24 protein-coding genes and 1 pseudogene are annotated in these 22,942 nt (G+C 57.6%); 13 read left to right on the forward strand and 12 right to left on the reverse strand.

What is annotated here, in order from left to right; all coding sequences use genetic code 11:
• Nucleotides 1-31: 31 nt before the first annotated feature.
• Both J1W56_RS11670 and J1W56_RS11675 read right to left on the reverse strand, forming a co-directional pair.
• Nucleotides 32-1,261, reverse strand: a complete 1,230-nt coding sequence (locus J1W56_RS11670) for a tyrosine-type recombinase/integrase (RefSeq protein ID WP_319025540.1) — start codon at nt 1,259-1,261, stop codon at nt 32-34.
• Nucleotides 1,262-1,421: 160 nt separating this feature from the next.
• Complete coding sequence (locus J1W56_RS11675) at nt 1,422-2,012, reverse strand: response regulator transcription factor (protein WP_223613413.1); 591 nt, start codon at nt 2,010-2,012, stop codon at nt 1,422-1,424.
• Here J1W56_RS11675 and J1W56_RS11680 point away from each other — a divergent pair.
• Complete coding sequence (locus J1W56_RS11680; protein ID WP_223613414.1) at nt 2,011-2,184, forward strand: hypothetical protein; 174 nt, start codon at nt 2,011-2,013, stop codon at nt 2,182-2,184. The genes J1W56_RS11675 and J1W56_RS11680 overlap by 2 nt on opposite strands.
• A 92-nt stretch (nt 2,185-2,276) precedes the next feature.
• The gene (locus tag J1W56_RS11685) at nt 2,277-3,929 is read left to right on the forward strand and encodes a sensor histidine kinase (protein WP_223613415.1); all 1,653 of its coding nucleotides are present in this window, start codon (nt 2,277-2,279) and stop codon (nt 3,927-3,929) included.
• On the opposite strand, the gene J1W56_RS11690 is transcribed toward J1W56_RS11685, so the two are convergent.
• Nucleotides 3,871-4,671, reverse strand: a complete 801-nt coding sequence (locus J1W56_RS11690; protein WP_223613416.1) for an endonuclease/exonuclease/phosphatase family protein — start codon at nt 4,669-4,671, stop codon at nt 3,871-3,873. The two genes, J1W56_RS11685 and J1W56_RS11690, sit on opposite strands and share 59 nt — an antisense overlap.
• Before the next feature lie 479 nt (nt 4,672-5,150).
• On the opposite strand from J1W56_RS11690, the gene J1W56_RS11695 reads away from it, so the two are divergent.
• On the forward strand, nt 5,151-5,627 hold the full coding sequence (locus tag J1W56_RS11695; RefSeq protein WP_223613417.1) for a GNAT family N-acetyltransferase: 477 nt from the start codon (nt 5,151-5,153) through the stop codon (nt 5,625-5,627).
• On the opposite strand, the gene J1W56_RS11700 is transcribed toward J1W56_RS11695, so the two are convergent.
• From J1W56_RS11700 to J1W56_RS11710, 3 genes are all read right to left on the reverse strand, one after another.
• On the reverse strand, nt 5,618-6,835 hold the full coding sequence (locus J1W56_RS11700) for an MFS transporter (RefSeq protein WP_223613418.1): 1,218 nt from the start codon (nt 6,833-6,835) through the stop codon (nt 5,618-5,620). The two genes, J1W56_RS11695 and J1W56_RS11700, sit on opposite strands and share 10 nt — an antisense overlap.
• A gap of 77 nt (nt 6,836-6,912) precedes the next feature.
• Complete coding sequence (locus tag J1W56_RS11705; RefSeq protein WP_223613419.1) at nt 6,913-7,542, reverse strand: Vgb family protein; 630 nt, start codon at nt 7,540-7,542, stop codon at nt 6,913-6,915.
• Between the two features lie 44 nt (nt 7,543-7,586).
• Nucleotides 7,587-8,807 (reverse strand): helix-turn-helix domain-containing protein, encoded by a 1,221-nt coding sequence (locus tag J1W56_RS11710; protein WP_223613420.1) that lies wholly within the window; start codon nt 8,805-8,807, stop codon nt 7,587-7,589.
• Nucleotides 8,808-9,213: 406 nt separating this feature from the next.
• Between J1W56_RS11710 and J1W56_RS11715 the strand changes: the two genes are divergently transcribed.
• The gene (locus J1W56_RS11715; protein WP_223613421.1) at nt 9,214-9,408 is read left to right on the forward strand and encodes a hypothetical protein; all 195 of its coding nucleotides are present in this window, start codon (nt 9,214-9,216) and stop codon (nt 9,406-9,408) included.
• A 75-nt stretch (nt 9,409-9,483) separates the two neighbouring features.
• Here the strand turns inward: J1W56_RS11715 and J1W56_RS11720 are convergent, their stop codons facing one another.
• From J1W56_RS11720 to J1W56_RS11745, 6 genes are all read right to left on the reverse strand, one after another.
• Nucleotides 9,484-9,723: a hypothetical protein gene (locus tag J1W56_RS11720; protein WP_223613422.1), complete on the reverse strand. Its 240-nt coding sequence runs from the start codon at nt 9,721-9,723 to the stop codon at nt 9,484-9,486.
• A gap of 111 nt (nt 9,724-9,834) precedes the next feature.
• On the reverse strand, nt 9,835-10,125 hold the full coding sequence (locus tag J1W56_RS11725) for a hypothetical protein (protein ID WP_223613423.1): 291 nt from the start codon (nt 10,123-10,125) through the stop codon (nt 9,835-9,837).
• Nucleotides 10,126-10,255: 130 nt separating this feature from the next.
• Complete coding sequence (locus tag J1W56_RS11730) at nt 10,256-11,023, reverse strand: TylF/MycF/NovP-related O-methyltransferase (protein WP_223613424.1); 768 nt, start codon at nt 11,021-11,023, stop codon at nt 10,256-10,258.
• Nucleotides 11,020-12,318: a sensor histidine kinase gene (locus J1W56_RS26065; protein ID WP_223613425.1), complete on the reverse strand. Its 1,299-nt coding sequence runs from the start codon at nt 12,316-12,318 to the stop codon at nt 11,020-11,022. The genes J1W56_RS11730 and J1W56_RS26065 overlap by 4 nt, the downstream gene beginning before the upstream one ends.
• Before the next feature lie 72 nt (nt 12,319-12,390).
• Nucleotides 12,391-12,939 (reverse strand): hypothetical protein, encoded by a 549-nt coding sequence (locus tag J1W56_RS11740; protein WP_223613426.1) that lies wholly within the window; start codon nt 12,937-12,939, stop codon nt 12,391-12,393.
• A gap of 10 nt (nt 12,940-12,949) precedes the next feature.
• Nucleotides 12,950-13,627: a response regulator gene (locus tag J1W56_RS11745; RefSeq protein ID WP_223613427.1), complete on the reverse strand. Its 678-nt coding sequence runs from the start codon at nt 13,625-13,627 to the stop codon at nt 12,950-12,952.
• A 647-nt stretch (nt 13,628-14,274) separates the two neighbouring features.
• On the opposite strand from J1W56_RS11745, the gene J1W56_RS25985 reads away from it, so the two are divergent.
• The 9 genes and pseudogenes from J1W56_RS25985 to J1W56_RS11785 all read left to right on the forward strand — a co-directional run bounded on the left by J1W56_RS25985 (nt 14,275) and on the right by J1W56_RS11785 (nt 22,759).
• Entirely contained in the window at nt 14,275-14,409 is a 135-nt protein-coding gene (locus J1W56_RS25985) for a hypothetical protein (protein WP_264319122.1), read from the forward strand.
• A gap of 286 nt (nt 14,410-14,695) precedes the next feature.
• Nucleotides 14,696-15,355: pseudogene (locus J1W56_RS26160) on the forward strand (septal ring lytic transglycosylase RlpA family protein); the annotation flags it as partial.
• A gap of 577 nt (nt 15,356-15,932) precedes the next feature.
• Nucleotides 15,933-17,162: a D-alanyl-D-alanine carboxypeptidase family protein gene (locus J1W56_RS11755; RefSeq protein WP_223613429.1), complete on the forward strand. Its 1,230-nt coding sequence runs from the start codon at nt 15,933-15,935 to the stop codon at nt 17,160-17,162.
• Between the two features lie 89 nt (nt 17,163-17,251).
• Nucleotides 17,252-17,926 carry a dTMP kinase gene (gene tmk / locus J1W56_RS11760; RefSeq protein ID WP_223613501.1) on the forward strand — a complete coding sequence of 225 codons (675 nt, stop codon included), beginning with the start codon at nt 17,252-17,254 and terminating at the stop codon, nt 17,924-17,926.
• Nucleotides 17,923-18,981 (forward strand): DNA polymerase III subunit delta', encoded by a 1,059-nt coding sequence (locus tag J1W56_RS11765; RefSeq protein ID WP_223613431.1) that lies wholly within the window; start codon nt 17,923-17,925, stop codon nt 18,979-18,981. The genes tmk and J1W56_RS11765 overlap by 4 nt, the downstream gene beginning before the upstream one ends.
• 148 nt (nt 18,982-19,129) lie before the next feature.
• Nucleotides 19,130-20,680: a methionine--tRNA ligase gene (gene metG / locus J1W56_RS11770; protein ID WP_223613433.1), complete on the forward strand. Its 1,551-nt coding sequence runs from the start codon at nt 19,130-19,132 to the stop codon at nt 20,678-20,680.
• A 21-nt stretch (nt 20,681-20,701) separates the two neighbouring features.
• The gene (locus J1W56_RS11775) at nt 20,702-21,490 is read left to right on the forward strand and encodes a TatD family hydrolase (RefSeq protein WP_223613434.1); all 789 of its coding nucleotides are present in this window, start codon (nt 20,702-20,704) and stop codon (nt 21,488-21,490) included.
• Nucleotides 21,483-22,292, forward strand: a complete 810-nt coding sequence (locus J1W56_RS11780) for an MBL fold metallo-hydrolase (RefSeq protein ID WP_223613435.1) — start codon at nt 21,483-21,485, stop codon at nt 22,290-22,292. The genes J1W56_RS11775 and J1W56_RS11780 overlap by 8 nt, the downstream gene beginning before the upstream one ends.
• A complete protein-coding gene (locus tag J1W56_RS11785; RefSeq protein ID WP_223613436.1) occupies nt 22,289-22,759 on the forward strand; it encodes a YbaK/EbsC family protein in 471 nt (156 codons plus the stop codon). Before J1W56_RS11780 ends, J1W56_RS11785 begins: the two co-directional genes overlap by 4 nt.
• The last annotated feature ends 183 nt before the right edge of the window (nt 22,760-22,942 follow it).

Below are 22,942 nucleotides of genomic sequence, written 5' to 3' on the forward strand. Positions count from 1 at the left end.
CGATTGCGGCTTTCTGTGGAGAGATGGACGATTATGATCTCGTTTTTCTTTCCGCCCCCATCTCAAAGGCAATTACCGTTGCATTTCGAGATGTCGAGACAAAATCGGCCCATGCTTTCATAAGCTTTTTTCGCTTCGCCAAAGCATCAGAACGTCGGTAGGCTTGCTCAACAGCATCACCAATCTTGTGAGCAAGCGCTGCCTCGGCAAGTTCTCTTGGGAAAGTAGTGCGATCACCAACCCAATCTCTGAAGGATGAACGGAAGCCATGGACCGTTACATCGACCTTCATTCGCCTGAGAAGCATTTCCATGCTCATATTGGAAAGGGGCCGCTCCGGCTTATGCCCTGGGAAAATGAATTCATTGACCTTCGCATCGTGCAGCGGTCGCAATAAGTTCACGGCGGCATCCACCAGTGGGACGCGATGTTCTTTGCCAGCTTTCATTCTTTCAGCGGGAACAGTCCACACTCCAGCTTCAAAATCAACCTCGCTCCATTTTGCTCCCAGAACCTCACCAGAGCGCGCAGCAGTCAAGATAAGGAATTCTAGCGCACGAGCAGCCATGGCTTCTGCTGACCTCACACGGGGCAGAAAATCAGGCAAATCAGCATAGGCCATTGCGGCGTGATGGCCGCGGGTAAGCGTTTTGGTTTCGGAGGGCAGGGCACCTTGCAGATGGCCACGCCATAGGGCAGGGTTCTCGCCAATGCGCCATCCTTTGACTTTGGCAAAATCGAGCACCCTTTCAATGCGTCCTCGCAGTCTGGATGCTGTCTCGCGCTTTTCCTGCCATATCGGAGTTAGAACCTGCAGGACATCATCAGTCTCGATCTGTGACACCTTCTTGCTGCGTATCTTTTCGCAATAGACCTTGAGCGTCATTTTCCATTGAGCGCGGTGTTTGTCATTCCGGAACTCTGAATCGATCGTCGCAAGATACTTGTCCGAACAATCTCCGAAAGTTGGCTCCGCCTCCTTTCTCTTCTCGGTAATAGGATCAAGGCCAGTTGCCAGCTGGGTACGATATTCCGCTGAGAACTCCCGAGCAGTTGCAAGACTGATTGCTGGATAGGCACCAAAACCCATCTCACGCCGGCGGTCTTCCCGAGACCACATGAACACCCAGAACTTTGTTCCGGAGGGTGTCACCTTGAGATACAGGCCTCCGCCGTCGCTGTAACGACCCGCTTTGAGATTGGCGGATTTGATGAATTTATCGGACAGTTTGTATCTGGGGCGCGCCATATTCAATCCCACTTTCAATCCCACTTTGGAAGTGGGATTGAGGCGTATCATAGCGGACGCACGTGGACGTAGGAAGTGGTCATGTATTTGATTTTAAATACCAATATGGATGCCAGTGGATACTGGCGGATGGTAGTTCGACGGACACCCCCTCCGCCATATCCCATTGCCATTATCCACCCATCGTCATGCGAACGAATTCGACAACGGACGTCGTGCCAAGTTTTGTCGAGATATTCACGCGGTGGGCGTCGACAGTCCGGGGCGATATGCCGAGGGCATTGGCGATGCCCTTCGTGTCGAAGCCGCGGCAGATCATGTTGAGGATCTCGCTTTCGCGCGGCGTCAGTGTCGCAAGCAAGGCCTCGTCCTGTTGCCGCTCGAGCGCGGTGTCGAGCAATCGTTCCATCGCACGGATGGTTGCAAACAGGGTGTCGGCATCAACGGGCTTGGAGAGAAAATCCGTGACGCCAACCTGAAAGGCCGCGCGGCAGGCCGCAACATCGCCATGTCCGGTCAAAATGACCAGCGGCCAGCGGATTCCCTGCGCAAGAAGCCGTTGATGCAGTTCAAGGCCATTCACCTGCGGCATTGTCAGATCCACCAGCAGGTATCCCGGCTTGTTCCGGTCGACTTGCTCGAGGAAAGTGCTGGCATCGACGAAGGTCCGGACGGTCATGTCCCGGGCGCGAAACAACAGCGACAGACCTTCCCTGACCGCATCGTCGTCATCGATGAGATAGATGGGGTATTGCGATGTCATGCCGTCGATCCTGCCCGGACAATTGATTTTGCAATATCGCACCGCGGTGGTTTGCGCGAATCATATTCGCGCGAGTACTCAAGCCATGATACGCCCGTTGAAACGTTTCATCACAGGTCATTCCGTTGCACAGGAAAAAATGGCGGGGATAGAAGGCGGCAAATCAATCTGACGCGTTGCCGCTATCAACGTGCTATGAATTCATTGAGGTGAGGCTGCCGGTTCAAGGCATCCAATTGGGACAACGGCAATTCCGGTGCGGCGATGGTGAAACCATATTCGATCAGGGCCTTTCTCGTTCAGTGGATTGCAATTGAGCTTGTGGTTATCGCAATCGTTGCCGCCATATCCGTGATCCAGCTTCGCGACGATTTTGCTTTTAAACGTTTGGTATTGACGACTGAACTTTCGGCGCGAGCGGCGGAGATACGGACGAGCCTGACGCTGTTGCAACCGGTGTTGCAATTGCCTGACGATAGTACCCATCCGTCATTCCGGCAGATTGCCATGGGCATTTTGAAAACCAACCCCTATTGCAACAGCATCCGCCTCTATGAGGCCAAGCCTGGCCAATCGGAGTTGAGCGAAACGATCAGCGTGCCCTCCATGAGCGCGGCGCCGGAAGAGGCGGATTTGCAAACCATCATGGGTGCCGTTGAGCGCCAGCCCGAAGGGGACATTGTCGCCCGTCCATTGCCTCAATTTGCCGGGCACGTCGTGTTTGCAATGAAGTTCATGAACCGGCAGACACCAGCGGCCATCGTCGCGGTCTATGATGCCGCCAAGGCAGTTCAGTCGATTCACGTGCCTGAAAACATAGAATATCAACTCCGCATGGGGAATAGGCTGATCTATATGGCAAACCCGCAAGATCATGGGTTTTTGCAAAAAGTCCTGCCATGGTTTTCGGTGGATCTGACCAGGACACCCCTGCATCCCGATGATGATGCCCAATTCCATTCGCATTTAGAAAAGCGTGTCACACTTGGCGAAGTGCTGGATTGGCGGATGATTGTCCCTCTGTCGATACTCGGTCTTGCTGGTCTCTATGCATTTCATCTGCTGGTGAACCAGCGCGCGGCGTTGGCACAAGCGCGAGAGGCCGAGCAGTCAGTACGCCGGCAGATGGATTCGCTTCGGCATGAAAACCGGTTGTCCCAAGCCTTGCGGGTCAATGCTGTCGGCGAATTGGCATCGGGCATCGCGCATGAGCTTACGCAGCCCCTTACCGCTTTGCTCAGCCAGAGCCAGGCGGGACTCATTCTCCTGGAGAAGGGGGAAGCCGGGAACAGGGACGGCAGCCTCAAGCAAGCGCTCGCCGCCAATGTTCGCGAGGCTCAACGTGCCGGCAAAATCCTCCACAGAATGCGCGATTACATTGTCGGGAACGATATTCAACCCATGTTGCAGGAGCTCAACCCGTTCATCGTGAACATGGTCGAGTTGCTGCGGGTGAAACTCAGCGAACAGAATATCGAGGTTTCGATGGATTTTGCCACTCCCTCGCCAAAATCGGTTGTGGGTGCCATTGAGCTCGAACAGGTCATTCACAATCTTCTGCGGAATGCTGTCGATGCCTTGTCCGAATGCAGGCATGACCGCAAGAGGATCCCCATCAGGACGTTCAGTCAGGATACGGTCAATATCATCGAAATTGCTGATAACGGCCCGGGACTATCCGACGAGGTCCTGAAAAACCTGTTCCGTCCGTTCTTCACGACCAAGGAGAACGGCATGGGCCTCGGTCTTTCGCTGTGCGCGCGTTTGCTTGAGCGGTCGGGCGGTACACTCCATGCCCGCAATGACAACGGAGCGGTGTTCTGGATTGTGCTGCCTGGGGAAGGGATGACATCGCCGCTCATATTTCAAGGATCAAGGGACAGTGGTCCGACACTTCCGGTGCCGTCACCACCGTGAACTCCCGAACCTCGACGTTCTGGTTCACCAGCATGTAATCGGCGAACCGTCCCTGCTTGCGATAATGCGAACTGCGGGTACCGTTGAACCCTCCGGCCGTGACCAGATCCGTCAGGCCTATCTCGGCGAGCACCGCAAAGGTCTCGCTTCCGGGTTCAACATTGAAATCGCCGCACACGATCAGCGGGTCACCCGGCGCGGCAATCCCGGATGCCAGTTGCTTCAGCCTGCGGGCCTGCGCCAGCCGTTCGGGCGTATCCATCTTCCCGTTGACATCGCGCAGCCCGTGCATATGCGCTATGGCGACCATCCGGTCGCGCGCATAGTCGTAAACCCGGATTGCATGCGCAGACCGCGACCTCGGATGATCGCCATAGCCATGCGGCGAAAACCCCTTGTGCACGAAGTCCTGTGCCTGCGCCGTAACCGGCAGGGAGTTCCGCACGAACGTCGCGAGCCCCCACTGCGAGGGCACCGGCTGATCACCGTTCCACAATACGCCCTGGGCTGCCGGACAGAATATGGCCGTATGGTTGGCAAGTGCGGCCGCAACATCGCGGAAAAAATTCGCGCGCTGGGGCAGGACATGATCCCCGTCGCGATACAAGAGCCAATCTTCCCTGGTCGCGGGACTGTGGACCACCTCCTGCAGGCATAGAATATCCGGCTGATCCGTTTGGAGATAGGATATCAACGGTTCGTGCAGCTTGCCGCCCCAGCCGTTGAGGCTCATGATTCGCATGCCCTACATCTCCATGGGACTCATTTGAAGCGGGGACAGGTTAGGTCGTGCACTCATAAATGTGATCGAAATGGCGCCTGAAACGGCAAGAAGATGCAAGGAGAGATGCGAAGGGCGGGGCCTTTCCCCCGGCCGAGCGGCTCGACACGGCAGCTTGCAGCCGTTTCGGCGTCCGCAGGATATGGTCCATTTGCCCGGCTCCATCGTCGCAAAGACTCGACAATGAACCACATTGCCATCGCCTTTGCTCCTTGTAACCAAACAAATGGCCTCATACCATTTCAATCAGATTTATAAGTGTACGACCTAGGATACTGCTCCCAATAAGCAAACCTTGGCCGGGGAGCCGACCCACTGGAAAGACAATCAGCGCTATCGGCAAACGGGAATCGCAAAATATTAAACTTCTGATGGTTGATGGAACCCGGATTCGGATGGTCCAGTCTTTGACTTTTCCGTTGTTGTTGAAAAGGCCAATCATGCGCACGCGCCCCATCATTGCCACTGATCTTGATTTGATATGCCAGCACCGGGAGAGGATGTTTCTTGAGGCTGGCCGGGCTCAGGATGTTTTGACACTCATGGCGGAACCCTTCCGGCAATGGCTTGCGGTACGTTTGACCGCCGGATCCTATTTCGGTTTCGTGGCCGAGGAAGACGGTTGCCCCGTTGGTGCCGTGGGGCTGATGGAAATCGATTGGCCTCCGCACCCCGCCCATCCGATGGACTCCCGACGCGGCTATGTCCTCAATGTCTTCGTGGAGCCTGAATACCGGGGGCGGGGAATTGCTCGCCGATTGATGAAAGAAGCGGAGAGCGCGTTTCTGGCGCGGGGGATCACCTATGCCATCCTGCATGCGACGGTTGCCGGACGGCCGATTTACGAAGAAGATGGCTGGATGCCAACCACCGAAATGGCCAAGGCTTTGTCGGCAACGGGTGCCAATTACCGCTGAAACCCGGGAACAGGCTGGGCTTGCGGAAACGGCCTGAATGTCAGGGCGATCAGGAATGCGCCGATACCGATAGCCCAGGCTCCGATATAGAGCCATTCGTAGCTGGCGAATGTGTCGTAGATCAAACCTCCGGCCAACGGACCCGTTGCCATGCCCAAACTGGCGGCCATGGCTGTTCCGCCGATGATGGTGCCCATCATGCGCATCGGGAAATTCTCGCGCGCCAGTACGGCATAGAGCGGCATGACACCGGCATAGATGAAGCCGAATAGTGCGGCCACCGCATAAAACCCGGCAAGTTCCCGCACGAAGACATAGGCCAGCGCCCCGAACGCCTGGAGCAGCAGCCCGCCGACGAGCACGCGCTTGGCGCCCAAGCGATCACCGAGAACACCGAAGACAACCCGGCCGCCAAGACCTGCCAGCCCCTCCAGGCTGTAGATCGTAACCGCCGCGATCAACGGGATTCCGCAGCTGACCGCGTAACTCACCGTGTGGAAAATGGGGCCGGAGTGGGTGGCGCAGCAAAAGAAATTGGTCAGCAGCAGGATGATGAACTGAGGAGACCGGATGGCTTGCCCGATCGACATGGATGACTGCGGCTCTGCGTCCTGTAGCGCCAGGGTATTTCCCATGTCGGCGGCCGGCGGGCGGCGCACCAGGAGGGCGACGGGAATCATCACGGCGGCAGCAACCGCAGCGATGATCAGCATGGATGTCCGCCAGCCATGGATCGAAACAAGCCATGCCGCCAGCGGCGACATGGTCATCGGCGCCATTCCCATGCCTGCCGAAACAAGAGACACGGCAAGGCTGCGCTGGGTGTCGAACCAGCCGGTGACGCATGCCATCATCGGCGCGAAGATTGCCGCGGTCGCGGCGCCGACAAGCAGGCCGAAGACCAGTTGAAACTCGACAAGCGACGTAGCCCGGCTGGCCAGCGCCAGACTTGCTGTCAGCAGCACCGATCCCGTCAGCACCACGGGACGGGCGCCGAAGCGGTCGGACAGGTTCCCCCACAGCATGCTAGCCGATGCCATGGCGATGAACCCGATCGTCATGGCGCCTGACACGCCGGTGACGGACCAGCCGGTGTCCCGGGCAATGGGCTGGAGGAAAACCGGGAGGGAAAACATGGCGCCGATGGCCATACAGCCCAGCAAGCCGCCGGCTGCAACGATTACCCAGCGATACGAAGCATTGCTCATTGCTCTCTCCATTTTACTGGCTGTTGCCGAAAGCCCATGCCATGCAGGCGGTGCAAACCGTTGTTCGCCCCGCCGTGTTATCTGGGCCGCGCGACAACGCGCACTTTACCGCTTTTGCCGCCGCCACAGAAAAACTGATCGCCGCCGTCGGACTCGAGCCCCGACACGCCGGTGCCTGAAGGCATGTCGAGAATGGTCAGGACATTGCCGGTCGCTGGATCGATGCGCCTGACATCACTCTGATCTTGTTCCCACGTGCCGTGCCAGAGTTCGCCGTCAACCCAGGTCACCCCGGTGACCATGCGCTTGGACTCGATGGTGCGCAGAATAGCGCCTGTCTGCGGATCGATCTGGTGGATTTTCCGGCCCTGGTGCTGCCCGACCCAGAGCGTCCCTTCTGCCCATGCAAGCCCTGAATCGCCGCCGCCGCCGGGCGCCGGGATTGTCGAGAGCACGTTGCCTGTCTCCGGGTCGACCTTCTGGATGCGATCTTCGGCAATCTGGAAGAGATATTGGCCATCGAAAGCGGTTCCGGCGTGCGCGGCGATGTCAAAGGAGCGCAACACGGTGCCGCTCGCCGGATCAAGGGCATTCAGCCGTTCTCCCGATGCAAACCAGACATTCCGGCCATCGAAGGTAACCCCGGCCACCTGGTCAGTGCCGGGAAACGGGCCATATTCGCGGAGAATTTTGGCAGATTGTTTCATAATTTCATCCTTGTCACCTGACTGCTGAATATTTCCTCCTGACCCTAATCACTTGGCAGGAGATCGGGGAGTAACAAGATTGTCGGGAAACCCGGCACGGGCGGACTGATCCAGCGGCGGGCGCGTCCGCGACCGAATGATTGCACCTTGCCCGCTTCCGCAAGTATCAGAAGGGCACGCTGAACGGTCCGGGAACTGGCCCCCAGGGCAATTGCCAGAGCTGAACTCGACCATGACTCGCCATCGGCAAGAAAGGCGAGAACCGCGCCATGCGCTTCCTCCATGGGCGGCGCAAGGACAACGATGCCACTGGCGTCGAGCGGTGTCATGCAAAAGCCCCGCGCTGTTGCGGACACATCGGCCAACATTCGCAGTTCCTCGCGCAACCGGCCGACTTCGACCCGCAGGCGGGCGCGATGCGATTCATCCGCATGCTTTGCCCCGAATGCACGGGCGAGGAGCGCGGCTCTTGGCACGTCTCCGGGCGCGGCTTCGCCCAGCGCGCGGGCCAGCGCGAACAAAACCGGTCGCGTGGCGAGTGATATCACCCGATCCCCGACCCGAACGACATGCCGGCACGCGTCGACGACCAGCACTCCGGATGCGAGCAGCGTTTCGATCTGCTCCAGCAAGAGGGGACGTTCCTCGCCGCGCTGGATCAGACGGGCGGCGGGTGTTTTCAGGACATGGGAGGCCTGCTCGACCTCCGCGATGAGGGCGGGAATCTTCGCTTCAGCCGCAGCTTTCTCGGCCCGCGTGAGTGCCTCGCGCGCTGCAGACGTGTTCAGGCGCCGGATGGCAATTCCGGCAGCCACCAGCGCGAGCGCCGCTCTCGACGTTGCCGGCAGCGGCGCGGGATCAAGTTTGGCGAGGGCGCGTTCGGCCGCGTCGACATGACCGACCAGAAGTAGCCGCCGAATATCCACGGTCCGTGCATGGGCGGCATTGACCTGATCGCCATGGGCTTCGAGTGTTGCCCGCGCCATGTCCAGTGCCTTTACACGCCACCCCAAATCGCGCGAGACGAGTGCAATTTCCGCTTCGGCGACGATGCATCGCGCGCGGGCTTTTTCCTCTTTTGCGCCGAATGCCCGCGCCGCGCTCTGCAACAGGGCCCGGGCGCGCGGGAATTCGCCAAGTTGCGCCATGGCGATGCCGCGCAGTGCAAGGGCGGGCGCGTCATCACGCAGCGCCACCCGTTTCAAGGCGCCGAGAGTATCACCTGTCGCAAGGGCGTGCGCTGCGGCGTTGATCAGCGAGTCCATCGGATGGCCGTCACACTTGTTACTCCGATCGTTCGATCAGCGAGTCGTAATCCATCTCACGGACAATAACCAGTATTGCAACTTTGATCGACAAATGGGGGCTGTGCGAAATCCTGCGCTTCTTTGCGCAGCATTTGAATAGGAGGGCGGGTGAGGCTCGGTTGGGGCATTGACGGGGGAAGAATATCACCGAGCCTCCCATTGCCTCATGGAGAGTAGCAACAGGGATATCATGAGCACCGGAGTTGGGCTTTTTCATGAAGCGCCAGCGCTTGCGCGTGCGGGCCGGATCGCTTGTACAAACACAATGCGAAGCATTCATTTGTTCAGATGATATTAATCTGCAGGTAGCATCTTTGTGCCGGCGTTAAGCTGGGAATGACGTCGTTTACGGGCAGGGGGCTCTGTGGATCAGGATGGCGAGAATACAAAAATAGACTACCAACCCTATGTGATGTCGGTTTGGCCGGTTCTATTTGCATTCGTGGCGGTTTCGATGATGGTGCTGTTTCTCGGCAGAATGGGGGCCGATTTCAGAAATGCGGGCGATCACAATCTCACCCCCCAGACGCGTGCCGGTGACGACTCCGACAACCGGTGACACAATCCGGCTGTTCGGCGATGAAAACCGGCTCAGCCGGCTTGCGGTCTTCCGCGTTGAACAGAGCTGCCCGACTTAGCCCGTTGTATCGCTCACGCATTTCTTGACGAAACTGTTTTTTGCGGCGCCGGCAAGCTTCTTGGCGGCGGCCTGCGTATCGCAGGTTGTTGCCGCATCTGCCGCGCATTTCTTCGTGAAATTGGTCAAAGCAGCGCCGGAAAGCTTTTTGGCCTCGGCCTGGCTTTTACAGGTGCCATCCGCCAAGGCCGGACTTGCTGCCAACACCAGAAGTGCGATCGCTATGAGTGCACGCATATTCATCTCTCCATTGCTTTTCCAGGAATAATAGGTTTGCCTCAATGGGATGCTACGTCAAATGCAACTGAATGACCTTCGTGTGTCTTTCTGAGACAATCGAACAGCCATTCAGCTTCGTTTCCGGTCTTTACCTGCCAGTATCTTGAGGAAGCGGTGAATTGTGCGCCGGTTCGGCCGTTCGCTCAGCCTGCTGAAGCGCCGATGCAGAAACTCATCGATTTCCCGCACGGAGACACTGGCAAGATCCGTCCCGTAGCGGGCCTTCAATGCTTCTTCGATCATGTCCAGGTCCCTCGTGGTCGGATTGTAACCGGAGGTACTTATGGCAAGAGGAAGCGATTGGTGAATGAGGTATTTTGCAAGTTTATTGAGTTCTGGATCACGGTCCAATTTACTCATTTTTTCTCCCCCGTGCTCTTCGGCACTATGGGGGAGAGAATACGCTTCGACAGCCCTGCAAGCAACAACGCTGAACCAAAATATTCGTTAAATAAATACGTCGAATTTTTACTTCATATCACGGGTATTACTAACAGGCGGCCACGGAGAAGACGTAACCGTGATAGTCGTTGTCGATAAGCAGATTCAGCTTGATCTGGGGGTTTCTCGCCAGCCACTCCCTGCATGCTCTTTGCTGGCCGAAATCCGAGAGATTCCTGAAACAACGCCAATCATCGAACAGCATGACAGACCCGACCGTCAAACGGGATGTGAGGTAATCCAGCACAGGCACGGTGGACTCGTAGAGGTCACAATCAATCCATGCGAAAGCAACGGTCTGGATAGGCGAAGACTGCACATGTCCTGGTTGCAGCGTCTGGTCGTACCAGCCCTTGATGGTCGTAACGCGCGCCAGATCAACATTGCGCAGCTTGAGATTTTCCTTGAACTGCGTCTCGTTGCACGAGAACTGGCCTTCGAAGAAGCCGCCGCTATAGCCGCCGGACTCGTCTATCCCCTTCTTTGGTTGCGGCAAGCCCTCGAACGAATCCAGGGCGACAAACCGCATCTCCGGATTTTCCCGCCCTATCACGTTGCACGCATAGGCAAAGGTCTCGCCCTGATAGACGCCAAATTCGAGATAGTCTCCCTTGATTTGAGCGCCCCTGAAGTAATCGGTGACCTTGTCGATGACGTCCCATCTGAACCTGTTCGGTGCAAGGAGACGCGTTTGCAGATGCTCGACCTGTTGGGCAAGAGCAACATTCGTTTGCTCATACCGATCCAGCCGCTCCTGAAGTTCGGCGATCACCTGGTCTAGTCCGTAGCTTCGTTCCTGTTGCGGCAAACTGGTCATGCGTGGTTCCACTTTATAACTGGGAGATTCGATAGCGGGCAGGCAAGTGTAACAGTCGTACCATTGCCTTTTGATGATTGAATCGCAAGAGAGCCACCCATTGTCTGAATAAGACGCGCACAACCTGTCAAGCCCAGTCCGCTGTGGCCGCGCGACTCGCCCTTCGTCGAGAAGAACGGTGTCGTGGCCTTCTTGATCTGTTCCCGGGACATGCCGACGCCAGAATCCTCGATGGCAACGATCAAGTCTTTTCCAATCGGCCAGCGCCTGGCGATATTGACCTTGATCACAATGTGCGGGTGCAGTTCATCCTCGACGGCGTCCTTGGCGTTGCGCAAAAGCTCGTGGAGCATGAGATGGAATTGGCCCTGCGGGACAAGCAGTTGCATTGCTTTCACATCGGCGCGCACAATGGGAATGGTCGATCCATCGGGGCGCGTGATCTGATCAAGGATCGTTCCCAGCGTCACGATCGGCGTATTGTCCTGATCAAATTTGGGATAGGCGATCCGGGCCAGCCAATCGGTCACGACCGACAGATCAGTGATCCGCTTGCGGGCCATGTCGAGCAGTTTTGCATCGGGGTTTTCCTCGGGCGAAAGCGTCTCGTGCATCCACATGGACAGTCCGTTGATTCGCGTGAAGGTCATGTGGGAGAAGAGCAACGCGAACTGGCGGACCTGATTGTTGTAGAGCGCCTTGCTTCTGTAGGCGACCATGGCGAACAGAACGACCATGATCGCGGTCGCAAACACGAAGGCGTACAGGAAATTGTCGTAGAGCGCTTTTTGCTCGAGATCGGCGGTGCGTTTCTGGGTGTTTCCGAGGTTACCCGTCGTCGTCAAGACAATGGCCGGCCAGAAGTCTTCAAACCTGGCCACAATCAGATTGTAGTCTGGATCGGCTCGCGCAAGCTGCGGCATCAGTTCATTGTTTATGTAATCGAGCAGTGTCTTGATCAGATCGATATCCACTTTAGGCATGATCTTCTCGGTATAGGGCAAAGCGATCAGCGTCTTGGCATTGATGGCGAGATAGGTGCTCTCAGACAGGATTTTGGCGCGATACTCCTGGGATTTGGTGAGCGCAGCCAGCCGGGCCCATCCCATGATGCTGACCATTTTCTCGCGCGCTTGGGTTGAACGCCACTGAACCTCGTTGACTTCCCCGATGATGTCATAGGCCTGACTGCGATACTTGTCCGTTTGCAGAAACGAGGCCAGGCCGATCAGCACAAACAGACCAAAGGAAATGGCAAGGATGTAGGTGCCGTTTGCGCGGAGTATCTGTCTCACCTATCCACCACGTGTCTGAAATCAATCCCACTCATCGTTTAAGCGTCACGCGGCTTGATGCGCGATCAAAAATTATTGCTCAAATTGCAGCTCGGTGAGAAACCAGATCCATCTTGAGTGATCTCCCGGGTCATAGGCCTTGGGCATGCTGTCAAAAGGCCAGACAATGTAGAATGGCCCAAAATCGTCGGCCTCAAGCGGGCGGAATTCGCCCTCATGGCATTTTCCTGCCTTGGCTTCGACGTCATTGCAGGCAATCTGTGAGGCAACGATCGGATTGTAACGTTTGATTTCGTCCATATCGATTCTGGCGGAATAATCGTTGGGCGCTATTCCCTTGATGACCTTCGCATTGGCCAATCCGTTCTTTGCCAAAATCTCGATCAGCGAAAAACCGCGATAGGTGCGCTGTACGTCGTTGGTCCAAGGCGTCTTGGTTTGGATCTCCCGATAGGAAAATGATTTTGCCAGATCGTCCTCCTTGTAGGAGGCGATGGGTTTTCCGCTCTGGCGTTCGATCTGGAGAACATGCGGGTCGACTATGCCGGCGGAGGCGGCAGGAACCGCGCATAACAGCACAAGGCCCAAGAAGCAGGCACGCCAACCGCTGTATGTTTCCACGGCCTTTTCCTCAATCGGTTGCAGGATCATCATTGTCGGCAGTGATTTTGCGGCCATGAGCCAGGACTTTGCTGCGCGCCCGTTTGTATTTCTGCTCGGCCATCTCGGCACTTTTCATCTTAAAGTGCTTTGCCATAAGCACAAACAGTTCATTGCGTTTCATGCTCTTCGGGCGGTCTTCCACCCATTGGAGGCATTCTTCCTCCGATAATGACAGGAACGGATAATAATAGCCCGGAAAAGCATCGCTGATCGTCTCGCTCCCCCGATGCACGACAAATTCAGAACGGGTCATGAGTTCAAGAATGCTGGCGAGGGTGGGAGCATTGAGGCGGTTTTTACCCAGGTATCCCTTCGCACCGAGGTTTCTGCATGTTTCCGCCTCATCGGTCGAATACCGGCCGGTGATGACCAGATGAACGGCTGCGGGAGTGGAATTGATAATGGACTCGATGATTTTCAGGCGCACATCGCGGGATTCCATCTCGCTTCCATAGTCTGGAAGCCCCGGATCGATGATGATCAGGTCAAATTCATCGGCCTCGATAGCCATCTGCGCCGCATGGAAGGTCTCGGCGGTCGCCACGTGCTGGCCGGCCGTCTTGAAGTGCCGCTTCAGCGAATCCGCATAAAAATAATCATCTTCGATGATTAGAACTTTGGAAATTTTTACATTCGCGTGGTCCATGCGTGGGGTTTTAACAGGCTCGTCTCGCGAAAAATAGGTATCATCGCGGCACCTACCGCATGCGGACAATTCAAGCATGATAGCAGGCAAGAATGCGTACGGTGCCATGGGGATGCATTGGTTTTTCCTAAGACAATGACGCCACTGCAACGATCCACCAATAGTGAAACTCGTTCTGCTTGCTATCGTTCCACGTGCACCAGCGGTCGTTTTCTTGTTCAAATTCACTATGATCATAGCGCTCGATCAGCGAGCTGATAGTAAGCTTGCAATCTTCAATTGTTTCAAATTGTAGGGGAAGGGGTTCGTCCCATAAAACATCACCAAGCGTGTTTCGAACACCGTGCTTGATTATATACATACTTGAAGACCCCCGAAATTCTTTGAGATATACTTAGTTGTATGAAGCCGGAATACAACCGGGCCGCGAAAAGAAAGCACCGCGCAGTTGTTTCGCTGCTGCATATCGCGTTCGGCGTGTCCCGGCATGCTCTGAAGGTCCATCGCCAGCGAGGCTGGGCGCCTTGATTGGAACTTTCATCGGCAATCCGAGTTGAAGAACGCTGGCGAAACCCCGTTGGCAGGGCTCGGCCTGGAGGACGTGTGCAGCTTCTGACAAGCCGGGCCCACAGGAGGATGCAAGGAGAATGATCGACGATTTTGATGACGATGACGAAGAGGTCTGGCCAAGCCACAGCTCGAATGTCTGGTATATTGCCATATTCGTCGGGGGCGTGGCCGCCGCAGCGCTTCTGACCTACATCTTCGGCGGCTGGCTCTAACGGCGCTTGCGCCGAACGCGCTTCACGTCTCCGCATCAAACCTTTCCTTTGCGGATAAGGCGGCCGTTAACCAAAGTTAGCCATGACAGGCAATGTCTCCCTGCTCTGTTAAGCTGCTGTCAACCTATCGGTGCGAGTTATAATTCTGGTGCAATACTCCATGATGGGTTCTGGGGCTGCACCGGGTTCTGTTCGGTATCGTTGCGTAAAAAGTGTGGGGACGGCATCCAGCCGGTAGTTTGCATTGTCAAAAGCCAAAGCTTTTCGAATTGCGGGAGTTGTTGCGATGGGCGCCCTGATGGCAGCCTGCGCGTCACCCACGGCAAAGGTTGCTAAACGAAGCCACGGCAAGGAATATTTCGCTGAATCGGAGTATGGCGTCAAAGCCAGCCCGCGCGTCGTCACCGATTTCCGCAACATGCCGCGCGGCGGCGGGCGCAACCAGATCGGCAGGCCCTATCAGGTTCGCGGCAAGTGGTATTATCCCAGGGAAGAGCTGGGCTACAAGCGTCAGGGGCGGGCATCCTGGTACGGCTCGGCCTTTCATGGCCGCCTGACCGCCAATGGCGAAGTATACGACATGAACCACCTGTCGGCGGCGCACCCGACCATGCCGCTGCCGAGCTATGCGCGCGTGACCAATCTTGCCAATGGCAGTTCCGTGATCGTGCGCGTCAACGACCGCGGACCATATCACAGCGATCGTGTGATCGATCTGTCGCAAAAGGCTGCGACGATGCTGGACTATCAGCATACGGGTACGGCCGACGTGAAGGTGGAATATGTGGGCCGCGCGCCGCTCGAAGGGCGCGATGACGGCTTTTTGCTCGCCTCGTATCGTGCACCCGGCACGCGTGATCGTCTGATGCAGCCGGATTCAGGCACCATGATTGCCATGAATGGACCGACGCCCACCCAGCGCAATGCCCTTTCCATTCCCGGCATGCGGCAGCCGAAGGCGCAGGGCGTTCAGGTGGCGAGCCTGAATGTGGCGCCGGTATCGTTCAATGATCAGGCGGTCAGTCTTGGCGCGCCCGCGCAGCCGCAGATGAATGCCGCCATGGGTGCAATGCCGTTCGGCTATGATATACAGCCGGTTCTGCCGCTTGTTGGTCCCTATATCGACGACAAGCCGGCGATTCTGCTCGGATCGCTGAAGGGCGGCACACGGCGCGCATCGCCATTCGTCAGTTCCTACGCCAGCGAGCGTGTGGCAAGTGCCAATGCGACGGCGGTGGCGATGAACAGTCTGATATCGCAGAAGGCCATTTCCGACGCGTGGAAGAATGAAAACAAGCTGCGTGAATCCGCGGCGGCACCGGCGGGTGAATATGTCGATGTCGGCCTTTTTGCCGACAGGTCCGAAGCGGGCCGTGTCATGAGCGCCCTGGCGCCATTGGGCAAGGTCGACCTGTCCGAGGTCAACAGCCCGGATGGCCCGCGCATCGCTCTGATTGCACGGACCAGCGCGGGAAAGAATACCGATGCCTTGCTGCAGGCTGCCTGGAAAGCGGGAGCAGGTGATGCGTTTGTCGTACGCGATGACGGAAACTGATTTCCCGCGTCAAAGAACATTGCCGTTACAGCCATTCCGTAAGCTTGCCGCCAGTCTTGCCGTCGTGCTGCTCGCCGCGTCGCCGGTCCACGCGCAGGAAGCATTGTTCGATACCAAGGCCAAGCAGGCCCTGATGCTTGAAGACCAGACAGGCACCATTCTCTACGCCAAAACACCCGATACGTTGATCGAACCAGCCGCGCTGGCCAAGCTGATGACCATGGAACTGGTCTTTCATGCGCTCAAGACCGGCCAGATCAAGATCGATACCCAGTATACCGTCAGCGAAAATGCCTGGCGCACGGGCGGGGCGCCGTCCGGCGGCTCCACCATGTTTGCCAAGCTTAAATCGTCGATCAGCGTCGGCGACCTCATCCAGGGCGTTATCGTGCAGTCAGCCAATGACGGTTGCATCATCCTGGCCGAGGGCATTGCCGGGTCGGAACAAAAATTCGCCGAGATGATGAACGCACGGGCGAAGGAAATCGGCCTGAAGAATTCGACGTTCCGCAATTCGACCGGCTTGCCCGATCCGGAGCAAAAGGTGTCGCTGACGGACCTTGTCACGCTGGCCCGCTACATCAAGCACGAATATCCGGAATATTATCGCACCTATGCGCAGGAGAGCTTCACCTGGAACAATATTTTCCAGCGTAATCGCAATCCCTTGCTGAAGCTGGATATCGGCGCTGACGGCATGGGAACCGGCTACACCGAACAATCCGGCTATGGTCTTGTCGGTTCGGCCGAACATAACGGGCGCCGTTACATCGCCGCCCTGAGCGGTCTGGCGACCGACAAGGAGCGGGCGGAAGAAGCCAAGAAAATCTTTGAATGGGCCTATAGCGCCTTCGAGGAAGTCAATATCTTTGCCGAAGGCGAGACCATCGCGGAAGCCAGCGTGTTTGGTGGTGTCAAATCCAGCGTCCCGCTCAAGGCACACGAAAAGATCAGCCTTCTCGTCCCGACGGCCAACAAGGATCGCCTCAAGGCCCATGTCGTGTATAAGGGCCCGCTGCTGGCCCCGGTCAAGGCGGACGAGCAGGTCGGCGTGCTGCGGATCTGGATCGGCGATGCCCTGGCGCAGGAAACGCCGGTTTACACGGGCGAAGCTGTTGAACCCGGTGATCTGCAGAAGCGCACGCTCGATGCGGTCCTGGAACTCACCACCGGCTGGACCCGCCGCCTGAAGCTTTAAGATTTTCCCGGCTCGACCTTTTCAGTCCCGCCCGTTAGAACCTCGTCTAGAGATCAAAAGTGACTCTTTATCGAAAGACGGCTGACGGCGTGCAACAAGGACTGTTCATTACCTTTGAAGGCGGCGAGGGCGCTGGCAAATCCACCCAGATCACCCGCCTGGCAGCGCATATGCGCGCAGCCGGCGATGATGTGGTGGTGACCCGCGAGCCGGGCGGCTCGCCCGGTGCCGAGGCTGTGCGGCATGTCATCCTGAGCGGCGCTGCCGAATCCTTCGGTCCCGCCATGGAAGCGATGTTGTTTGCCGCCGCGCGCAATGATCACGTCGAGCAGGTCATGCGCCCCGCACTCAACACGGGCAGCATGGTGCTCTGCGACCGCTATATCGACTCCAGCCGGGTTTATCAGGGGGTCACCGGCGATCTCGATGCCGGTCTGATGCGCGCCATTGAGAGGGCAGCCGTCAACGGATTGATGCCTGACCTGACCATCATTCTCGATCTGCCGGCGGAAATCGGTCTGCAGCGCGCAAACGCGCGTCGCGGAACAGGCACTGCCGATCGCTTCGAAAAGGAAACCATCGAGATGCACCGCAAGCGCCGGGATGCCTATCTGGCCATCGCCAAGGCTGAACCGGGGCGGTGCAAGGTGGTGCCCGCGGACCGGCCGGTTGACGATATCGCGGCGGATATTGCCCGCCTCGTCGATCGCCTGAAGGCGCGGCGTGCGATAAAGGAAAAGGCCAGAGCGGGGGCGGCACAATGAGCGATACGCTTCCCGACGTTCCGGCCACGCATGACACCATTGACGGCATTCCCGCCCCGTCGGCCAATCCCGCGCTGTTCGGTCACCCGTCCATCCGTTCATTTCTGGCGCAGGCCTATCAATCCGGCCACATGCATCATGCGCTTCTGCTCGAGGGGCCGCAGGGGGTGGGCAAGACCACGCTGGCCTTTCACCTTGCCGGACACATGCTCAAGCATCCGGTGCAGCGCGATGCGCCGCTGGAACTGGCCGTGCCCGATTTTTCCACCGCGCCCTACCGGCAGATTGCCACGGGTACACATCTGGCCGTGCTGCATATCAGCCGCCCGCTCGATGCCAAGACCGGAAAATTCAAGACCGGCATCACGGTCGATGAGATTCGCCGCGTGACACACTTTCTCAATCGCACGGCACATGACGGCGCGTGGCGCATTGTTATCGTCGACCCGGCAGATGATATGAATCGCAATGCTGCCAATGCGTTACTGAAGACTCTTGAGGAACCGCCGCAGCGAACGCTGTTCATTTTGATCTCGCATTCTTCCGGGCGCTTGCTGCCAACGATCCGCTCGCGCTGCCAGTCCATCCGTTTTGAGGGGCTGGAGCGCAGCGACCTCCTGTCGGCACTGGCAACCATCGGCCTTGGTGCGGAGCAGATGCCGGATACCGAGGCACTGGTGACCCACGCGGACGGCAGCGTGCGCAAGGCGGCACTGCTTGTGGCGTTTGGCGGATTGGAGATATCGCAGACCATCGATGCGATACTGACAAAGCCGGTATTCGATGTCCCCAAGGCGCAGGCGCTTGGAACCGCCTTGTCGGGACGCGATTCGGAAATTCAGTTTGACCTTTTCCTTGAGGACATTTTTTCGCGGATCGCGACGAAGGCGAGGGAGGCTGCGGAGAGGGGTGCCGTGGCCGAGGCCAATCACTGGTCAACACTGTGGCAGGACATGCAGGGCGAAGCCCGTGAAGCCGATGCCTTCAACCTTGACCGCAAACAGTCCGTTCTTATCTTTCTTGACAGGATGCACCGTGCCCTGCGTGCATCTTGATCCGCCACCCGGTCACATCACATGAATGCGGAATAGTATTTCAATTGAATTCATGCGTTTACGACCGGTATAGCAATCAGGCCGGACATGGGTTATGTCAGCCTGACGCCTTCCCAAGATGCCAATTCCGAAGCAAATCAGGTTACGTATGAGCCGCGAAACATTTTACATCACCACAGCCATTTCCTATCCGAACGGCAGTCCGCATATCGGTCACGCGTACGAGCTGATCGCGACGGATGCGATTGCCCGTTTCAACCGCCATGACGGCAAGGATGTGTTCTTCCTCAGCGGTACGGACGAACATGGTATCAAGATGCTTCAAACGGCACGCAAGGAAGGCATCACGCCGCGCGAGCTTGCCGACAGAAATGCCAAGCTTTTCCGTGACATGGGCCATCTCCTGAATGCGTCCTATGACGACTTCATCCGGACCACCGAGGAGCGGCATTACGCGTCATCGCAGGCGATCTGGAAAAAAATGGTCGAAGCCGGGGATATCTACAAGGATTCCTATGCCGGCTGGTACTCCGTGCGCGATGAAGCCTATTACCAGGAAGACGAGACGGAAGTGCGTGCCGATGGCGTGCGCTACGGCCCGCAGGGCTCGCCCGTCGAATGGCTGGAAGAGGAAAGCTATTTCTTCCGCCTGTCCGCCTATCAGGATCGCCTGCTCAAGCTGTATGCGGACAATCCGAGCTTTATCGGGCCGGACGAGCGCCGCAACGAGGTCATCTCCTTCGTCAAATCCGGACTGAAGGACCTGTCCGTATCGCGCACGACCTTCGACTGGGGCATTCCGGTTCCCGGCGACGAGAAGCACGTCATGTATGTCTGGGTCGACGCGCTGACCAATTACATCACGGCGGCCGGTTATCCCGATGAGAAGGCCGAGCGCTGGCGCTATTGGCCCGCCGACGTGCACATCATCGGCAAGGACATCATTCGCTTCCACGCCGTCTATTGGCCGGCCTTCCTGCTGTCCGCGGGGATCGAACTGCCGAAGCGCGTCTTCGGCCACGGTTTCGTGTTCAACCGCGGCGAGAAAATGTCGAAATCGGTCGGCAATGTCATCGATCCGTTCTCCCTGGTCGAGCATTACGGCCTGGATCAGGTGCGTTACTTCCTGCTGCGCGAAGTGCCTTTCGGTCAGGACGGCAATTACAGCCATGAGGCGATCGTCAACCGCACCAATGCGGATCTTGCCAACGACCTTGGCAATCTGGCGCAGCGCTCGCTGTCGATGATCAACAAGAACTGCGAAGCCAAGGTTCCGCAGCCCGGCGCATTGACCGATGTCGACAAGGCCATCCTCGATCAGGCGGTCGCAGCGCTGGAGACAGCCCGCAAGGCCGTCGGCACGCAGGCCATGCATCTGGCGCTTGGGGCGATCTTTGCCGTGGTGGCGGAAGCCAACCGCTATTTTGCCTCGCAGGAGCCATGGGCGCTGAAGAAGACCGATCCCGCGCGGATGGAAACGGTTCTCTACGTGACGGCGGAAGTGATCCGGCGTGTCGGCATTCTGTGCCTGCCGTTCATACCGGGATCGGCGGCCAAACTGCTCGATATCCTGGCCGTGCCCGCCGACAAGCGCAACTTCACCGATCTTCTCGGCGGCAGCGAACTGGTGCCCGGCGCCGATTTGCCCGCGCCGCAGCCGATCTTCCCGCGCTATGTCGAGGCAGACAAAGGCGCCTGATCAGGAACCCGGATCTTTTTCATGCTTGTCGATAGCCATTGCCATCTGGATTTTCCGGATTTTGCCGAAGAACGCGACGCCATCGTGCAGCGCGCGCTGGATCTTGGTGTCGTGCGGCTGGTCACCATCTGCACGCGCGTTCGCAAGTTCGACGGCATTATCGGCATCGCCGAACGCTATGACAGCGTCTTTGCCTCGGTCGGCACGCACCCGAACAATGCGCATGAGGAACTCGACGTCACAGCCGATGACCTGATCAGGCTGGCCGAACACCCGAAGGTGGTGGCAATCGGTGAAGCCGGGCTCGACTATCACTATGATTATGCGCCGCCGGAAGCACAGCAGCAGGGATTTCGCACCCATATCGCCGCAGCACGCGTCACCGGCCTGCCGCTGGTCATTCACGCGCGCAGTGCCGATGAGGACATGATTGCGATCCTGCGCGAGGAATCAGGGAAGGGGGCCTTCCCCTTCATCCTGCATTGCTTCTCCTCCGGCGCCGAACTGGCGCGGGTTGGCGTCGAGCTTGGCGGTTACATCTCGTTTTCCGGTATTTTGACATTCAAGAATTCGCCGGAAATCCGCGACATCGCCAGAAATGTGCCGCGCGACCGGCTGCTGGTTGAAACCGACGCGCCTTATCTCGCGCCGATGCCGCATCGCGGCAAGCGCAACGAGCCGAGCTTTGTCACCCATACGGCCGCCGTGCTGGCGGACACCATCGGTGTCAGCGTCGAGGAAATCGGCACTTTGACCACCGACAATGTATTCCGCCTGTTCACCAAGATGCCAAGGCCCGCCCATGCCTGATCGCCTGCGCTTTACCATTCTGGGCTGCGGCTCGTCTCCGGGCGTGCCGCGCATCAATGGTGACTGGGGCAATTGCGATCCGGACAATCCGAAAAACCGCCGACGCCGGGCGTCCATGCTGGTGGAACGCATTGCCGCGCATGGCGGCGTGACCACTGTTGTGATCGATACGGGGCCGGATTTCCGCTCGCAGATGATCGATTTCGGCTCCGGACGGCTCGATGCCGTCGTCTATACCCATGCGCATGCGGACCATATTCACGGCCTCGATGATCTCCGGACCTTTGTCATCGACCGGCGCGATCTGGTGGACATCTATGCCGATCAGGCGACCCAGCGCAGGCTCGTCGAAGGCTTCAGTTATTGTTTCAAGACGCCGGAAGGTTCGAGCTATCCGCCGATCCTGCGGCCGCATGAGATCGTGCATCACGAGGCTTTTGAGATTGACGGCGCGGGCGGTCCGATCCGCTTTCTGCCGCTGCCGCAGGTGCATGGCGATATCCTGTCGCTGGGCTTCCGCATCGGCGATGTGGGCTATTGTTCCGATGTCAGCGCGTTTCCGGAAACAACAGCGGCTCAGCTGCATGGGCTCGATATACTCATCATCGACGCGTTGCAGTACCGTCCGCACCCAAGCCATTTTTCTCTCGATGAATCAATGGAGTGGATCGAAAAGCTGAAGCCGCGTCGAGCCATTCTGACCCATATGCATGTGCCACTGGATTATGGAACTGTCCTGCGCGATACGCCGGAACATGTCGAACCGGCCTTTGACGGTCTGTCCTTTGAGGTTGAGGCATGAGCAAGAGCGTTGAACGTGTCCGCCTGGCAGCCCATGCTGCAGGCCTTGAGATCGAAATCCGCCAGATGGCCGATTCAACCCATACGGCCGAAGATGCGGCCATCCAATGCGGTGTCACAGTCGCACAGATCGTCAAGTCGCTGATTTTTCAAGGCACTGATACGCAGCAGCTTTATCTGTTTCTGGTTTCCGGACCGCGCCAGCTTGATCTTGCCAAGGCTGCGCGGCTGACCGGAGAAACGCTGCACCGGGCTGATCCAAAGCACATCCGCAAGGAGACGGGCTTTGCCATTGGCGGCGTATCGCCATTGGGGCATCTGATCGACATCAAGGCCTATGCGGATGAAACACTGATGCAGTTCGACGTTGTCTGGGCTGCCGCAGGCGGCACCAACTTTGTTTTCCCGGCAGAACCGCAGGCTTTGATGACGGCCGCAAAGGCTGAAATAGCCGATATTACCGGCTGATCGAGCCATTCCGGCCTGTCTTCCGGTTCCATAATCTATCTTATGCGATCTTTGTTTGTAGCCGCAAAGTTAAAATGTCCTGTTTCTGCAAAGTAGAAACGTCGCTGTGTCACCTTCTCGTTGATTGCAACGAGATTTGGGATGCGGATTTTGGGACTGATTTTAATGAGCGAACGCGAACTG

Origin of the sequence: Phyllobacterium calauticae, assembly GCF_019991125.1 — a bacterium.
Classification (GTDB): Bacteria; Pseudomonadota; Alphaproteobacteria; order Rhizobiales; family Rhizobiaceae; genus Phyllobacterium; species Phyllobacterium calauticae.

What these genes read in the sequence shown, in the direction of transcription:
- J1W56_RS11680 (WP_223613414.1), top strand. Translation starts at nt 2,011, where the DNA reads ATGCCGTCGATCCTGCCCGGACAATTGATTTTGCAATATCGCACCGCG.
- J1W56_RS11675 (WP_223613413.1), bottom strand. Translation starts at nt 2,012, where the DNA reads ATGACATCGCAATACCCCATCTATCTCATCGATGACGACGATGCGGTC.
- J1W56_RS11685 (WP_223613415.1), top strand. Translation starts at nt 2,277, where the DNA reads ATGGTGAAACCATATTCGATCAGGGCCTTTCTCGTTCAGTGGATTGCA.
- J1W56_RS11690 (WP_223613416.1), bottom strand. Translation starts at nt 4,671, where the DNA reads ATGCGAATCATGAGCCTCAACGGCTGGGGCGGCAAGCTGCACGAACCG.
- J1W56_RS11695 (WP_223613417.1), top strand. Translation starts at nt 5,151, where the DNA reads ATGCGCACGCGCCCCATCATTGCCACTGATCTTGATTTGATATGCCAG.
- J1W56_RS11700 (WP_223613418.1), bottom strand. Translation starts at nt 6,835, where the DNA reads ATGAGCAATGCTTCGTATCGCTGGGTAATCGTTGCAGCCGGCGGCTTG.
- J1W56_RS11705 (WP_223613419.1), bottom strand. Translation starts at nt 7,542, where the DNA reads ATGAAACAATCTGCCAAAATTCTCCGCGAATATGGCCCGTTTCCCGGC.
- J1W56_RS11710 (WP_223613420.1), bottom strand. Translation starts at nt 8,807, where the DNA reads ATGGACTCGCTGATCAACGCCGCAGCGCACGCCCTTGCGACAGGTGAT.
- J1W56_RS11720 (WP_223613422.1), bottom strand. Translation starts at nt 9,723, where the DNA reads ATGCGTGCACTCATAGCGATCGCACTTCTGGTGTTGGCAGCAAGTCCG.
- J1W56_RS11725 (WP_223613423.1), bottom strand. Translation starts at nt 10,125, where the DNA reads ATGAGTAAATTGGACCGTGATCCAGAACTCAATAAACTTGCAAAATAC.
- J1W56_RS11730 (WP_223613424.1), bottom strand. Translation starts at nt 11,023, where the DNA reads ATGACCAGTTTGCCGCAACAGGAACGAAGCTACGGACTAGACCAGGTG.
- J1W56_RS11745 (WP_223613427.1), bottom strand. Translation starts at nt 13,627, where the DNA reads ATGGACCACGCGAATGTAAAAATTTCCAAAGTTCTAATCATCGAAGAT.
- J1W56_RS25985 (WP_264319122.1), top strand. Translation starts at nt 14,275, where the DNA reads ATGATCGACGATTTTGATGACGATGACGAAGAGGTCTGGCCAAGCCAC.
- J1W56_RS11755 (WP_223613429.1), top strand. Translation starts at nt 15,933, where the DNA reads ATGCGTTTGTCGTACGCGATGACGGAAACTGATTTCCCGCGTCAAAGA.
- J1W56_RS11765 (WP_223613431.1), top strand. Translation starts at nt 17,923, where the DNA reads ATGAGCGATACGCTTCCCGACGTTCCGGCCACGCATGACACCATTGAC.
- metG (WP_223613433.1), top strand. Translation starts at nt 19,130, where the DNA reads ATGAGCCGCGAAACATTTTACATCACCACAGCCATTTCCTATCCGAAC.
- J1W56_RS11775 (WP_223613434.1), top strand. Translation starts at nt 20,702, where the DNA reads ATGCTTGTCGATAGCCATTGCCATCTGGATTTTCCGGATTTTGCCGAA.
- J1W56_RS11780 (WP_223613435.1), top strand. Translation starts at nt 21,483, where the DNA reads ATGCCTGATCGCCTGCGCTTTACCATTCTGGGCTGCGGCTCGTCTCCG.
- J1W56_RS11785 (WP_223613436.1), top strand. Translation starts at nt 22,289, where the DNA reads ATGAGCAAGAGCGTTGAACGTGTCCGCCTGGCAGCCCATGCTGCAGGC.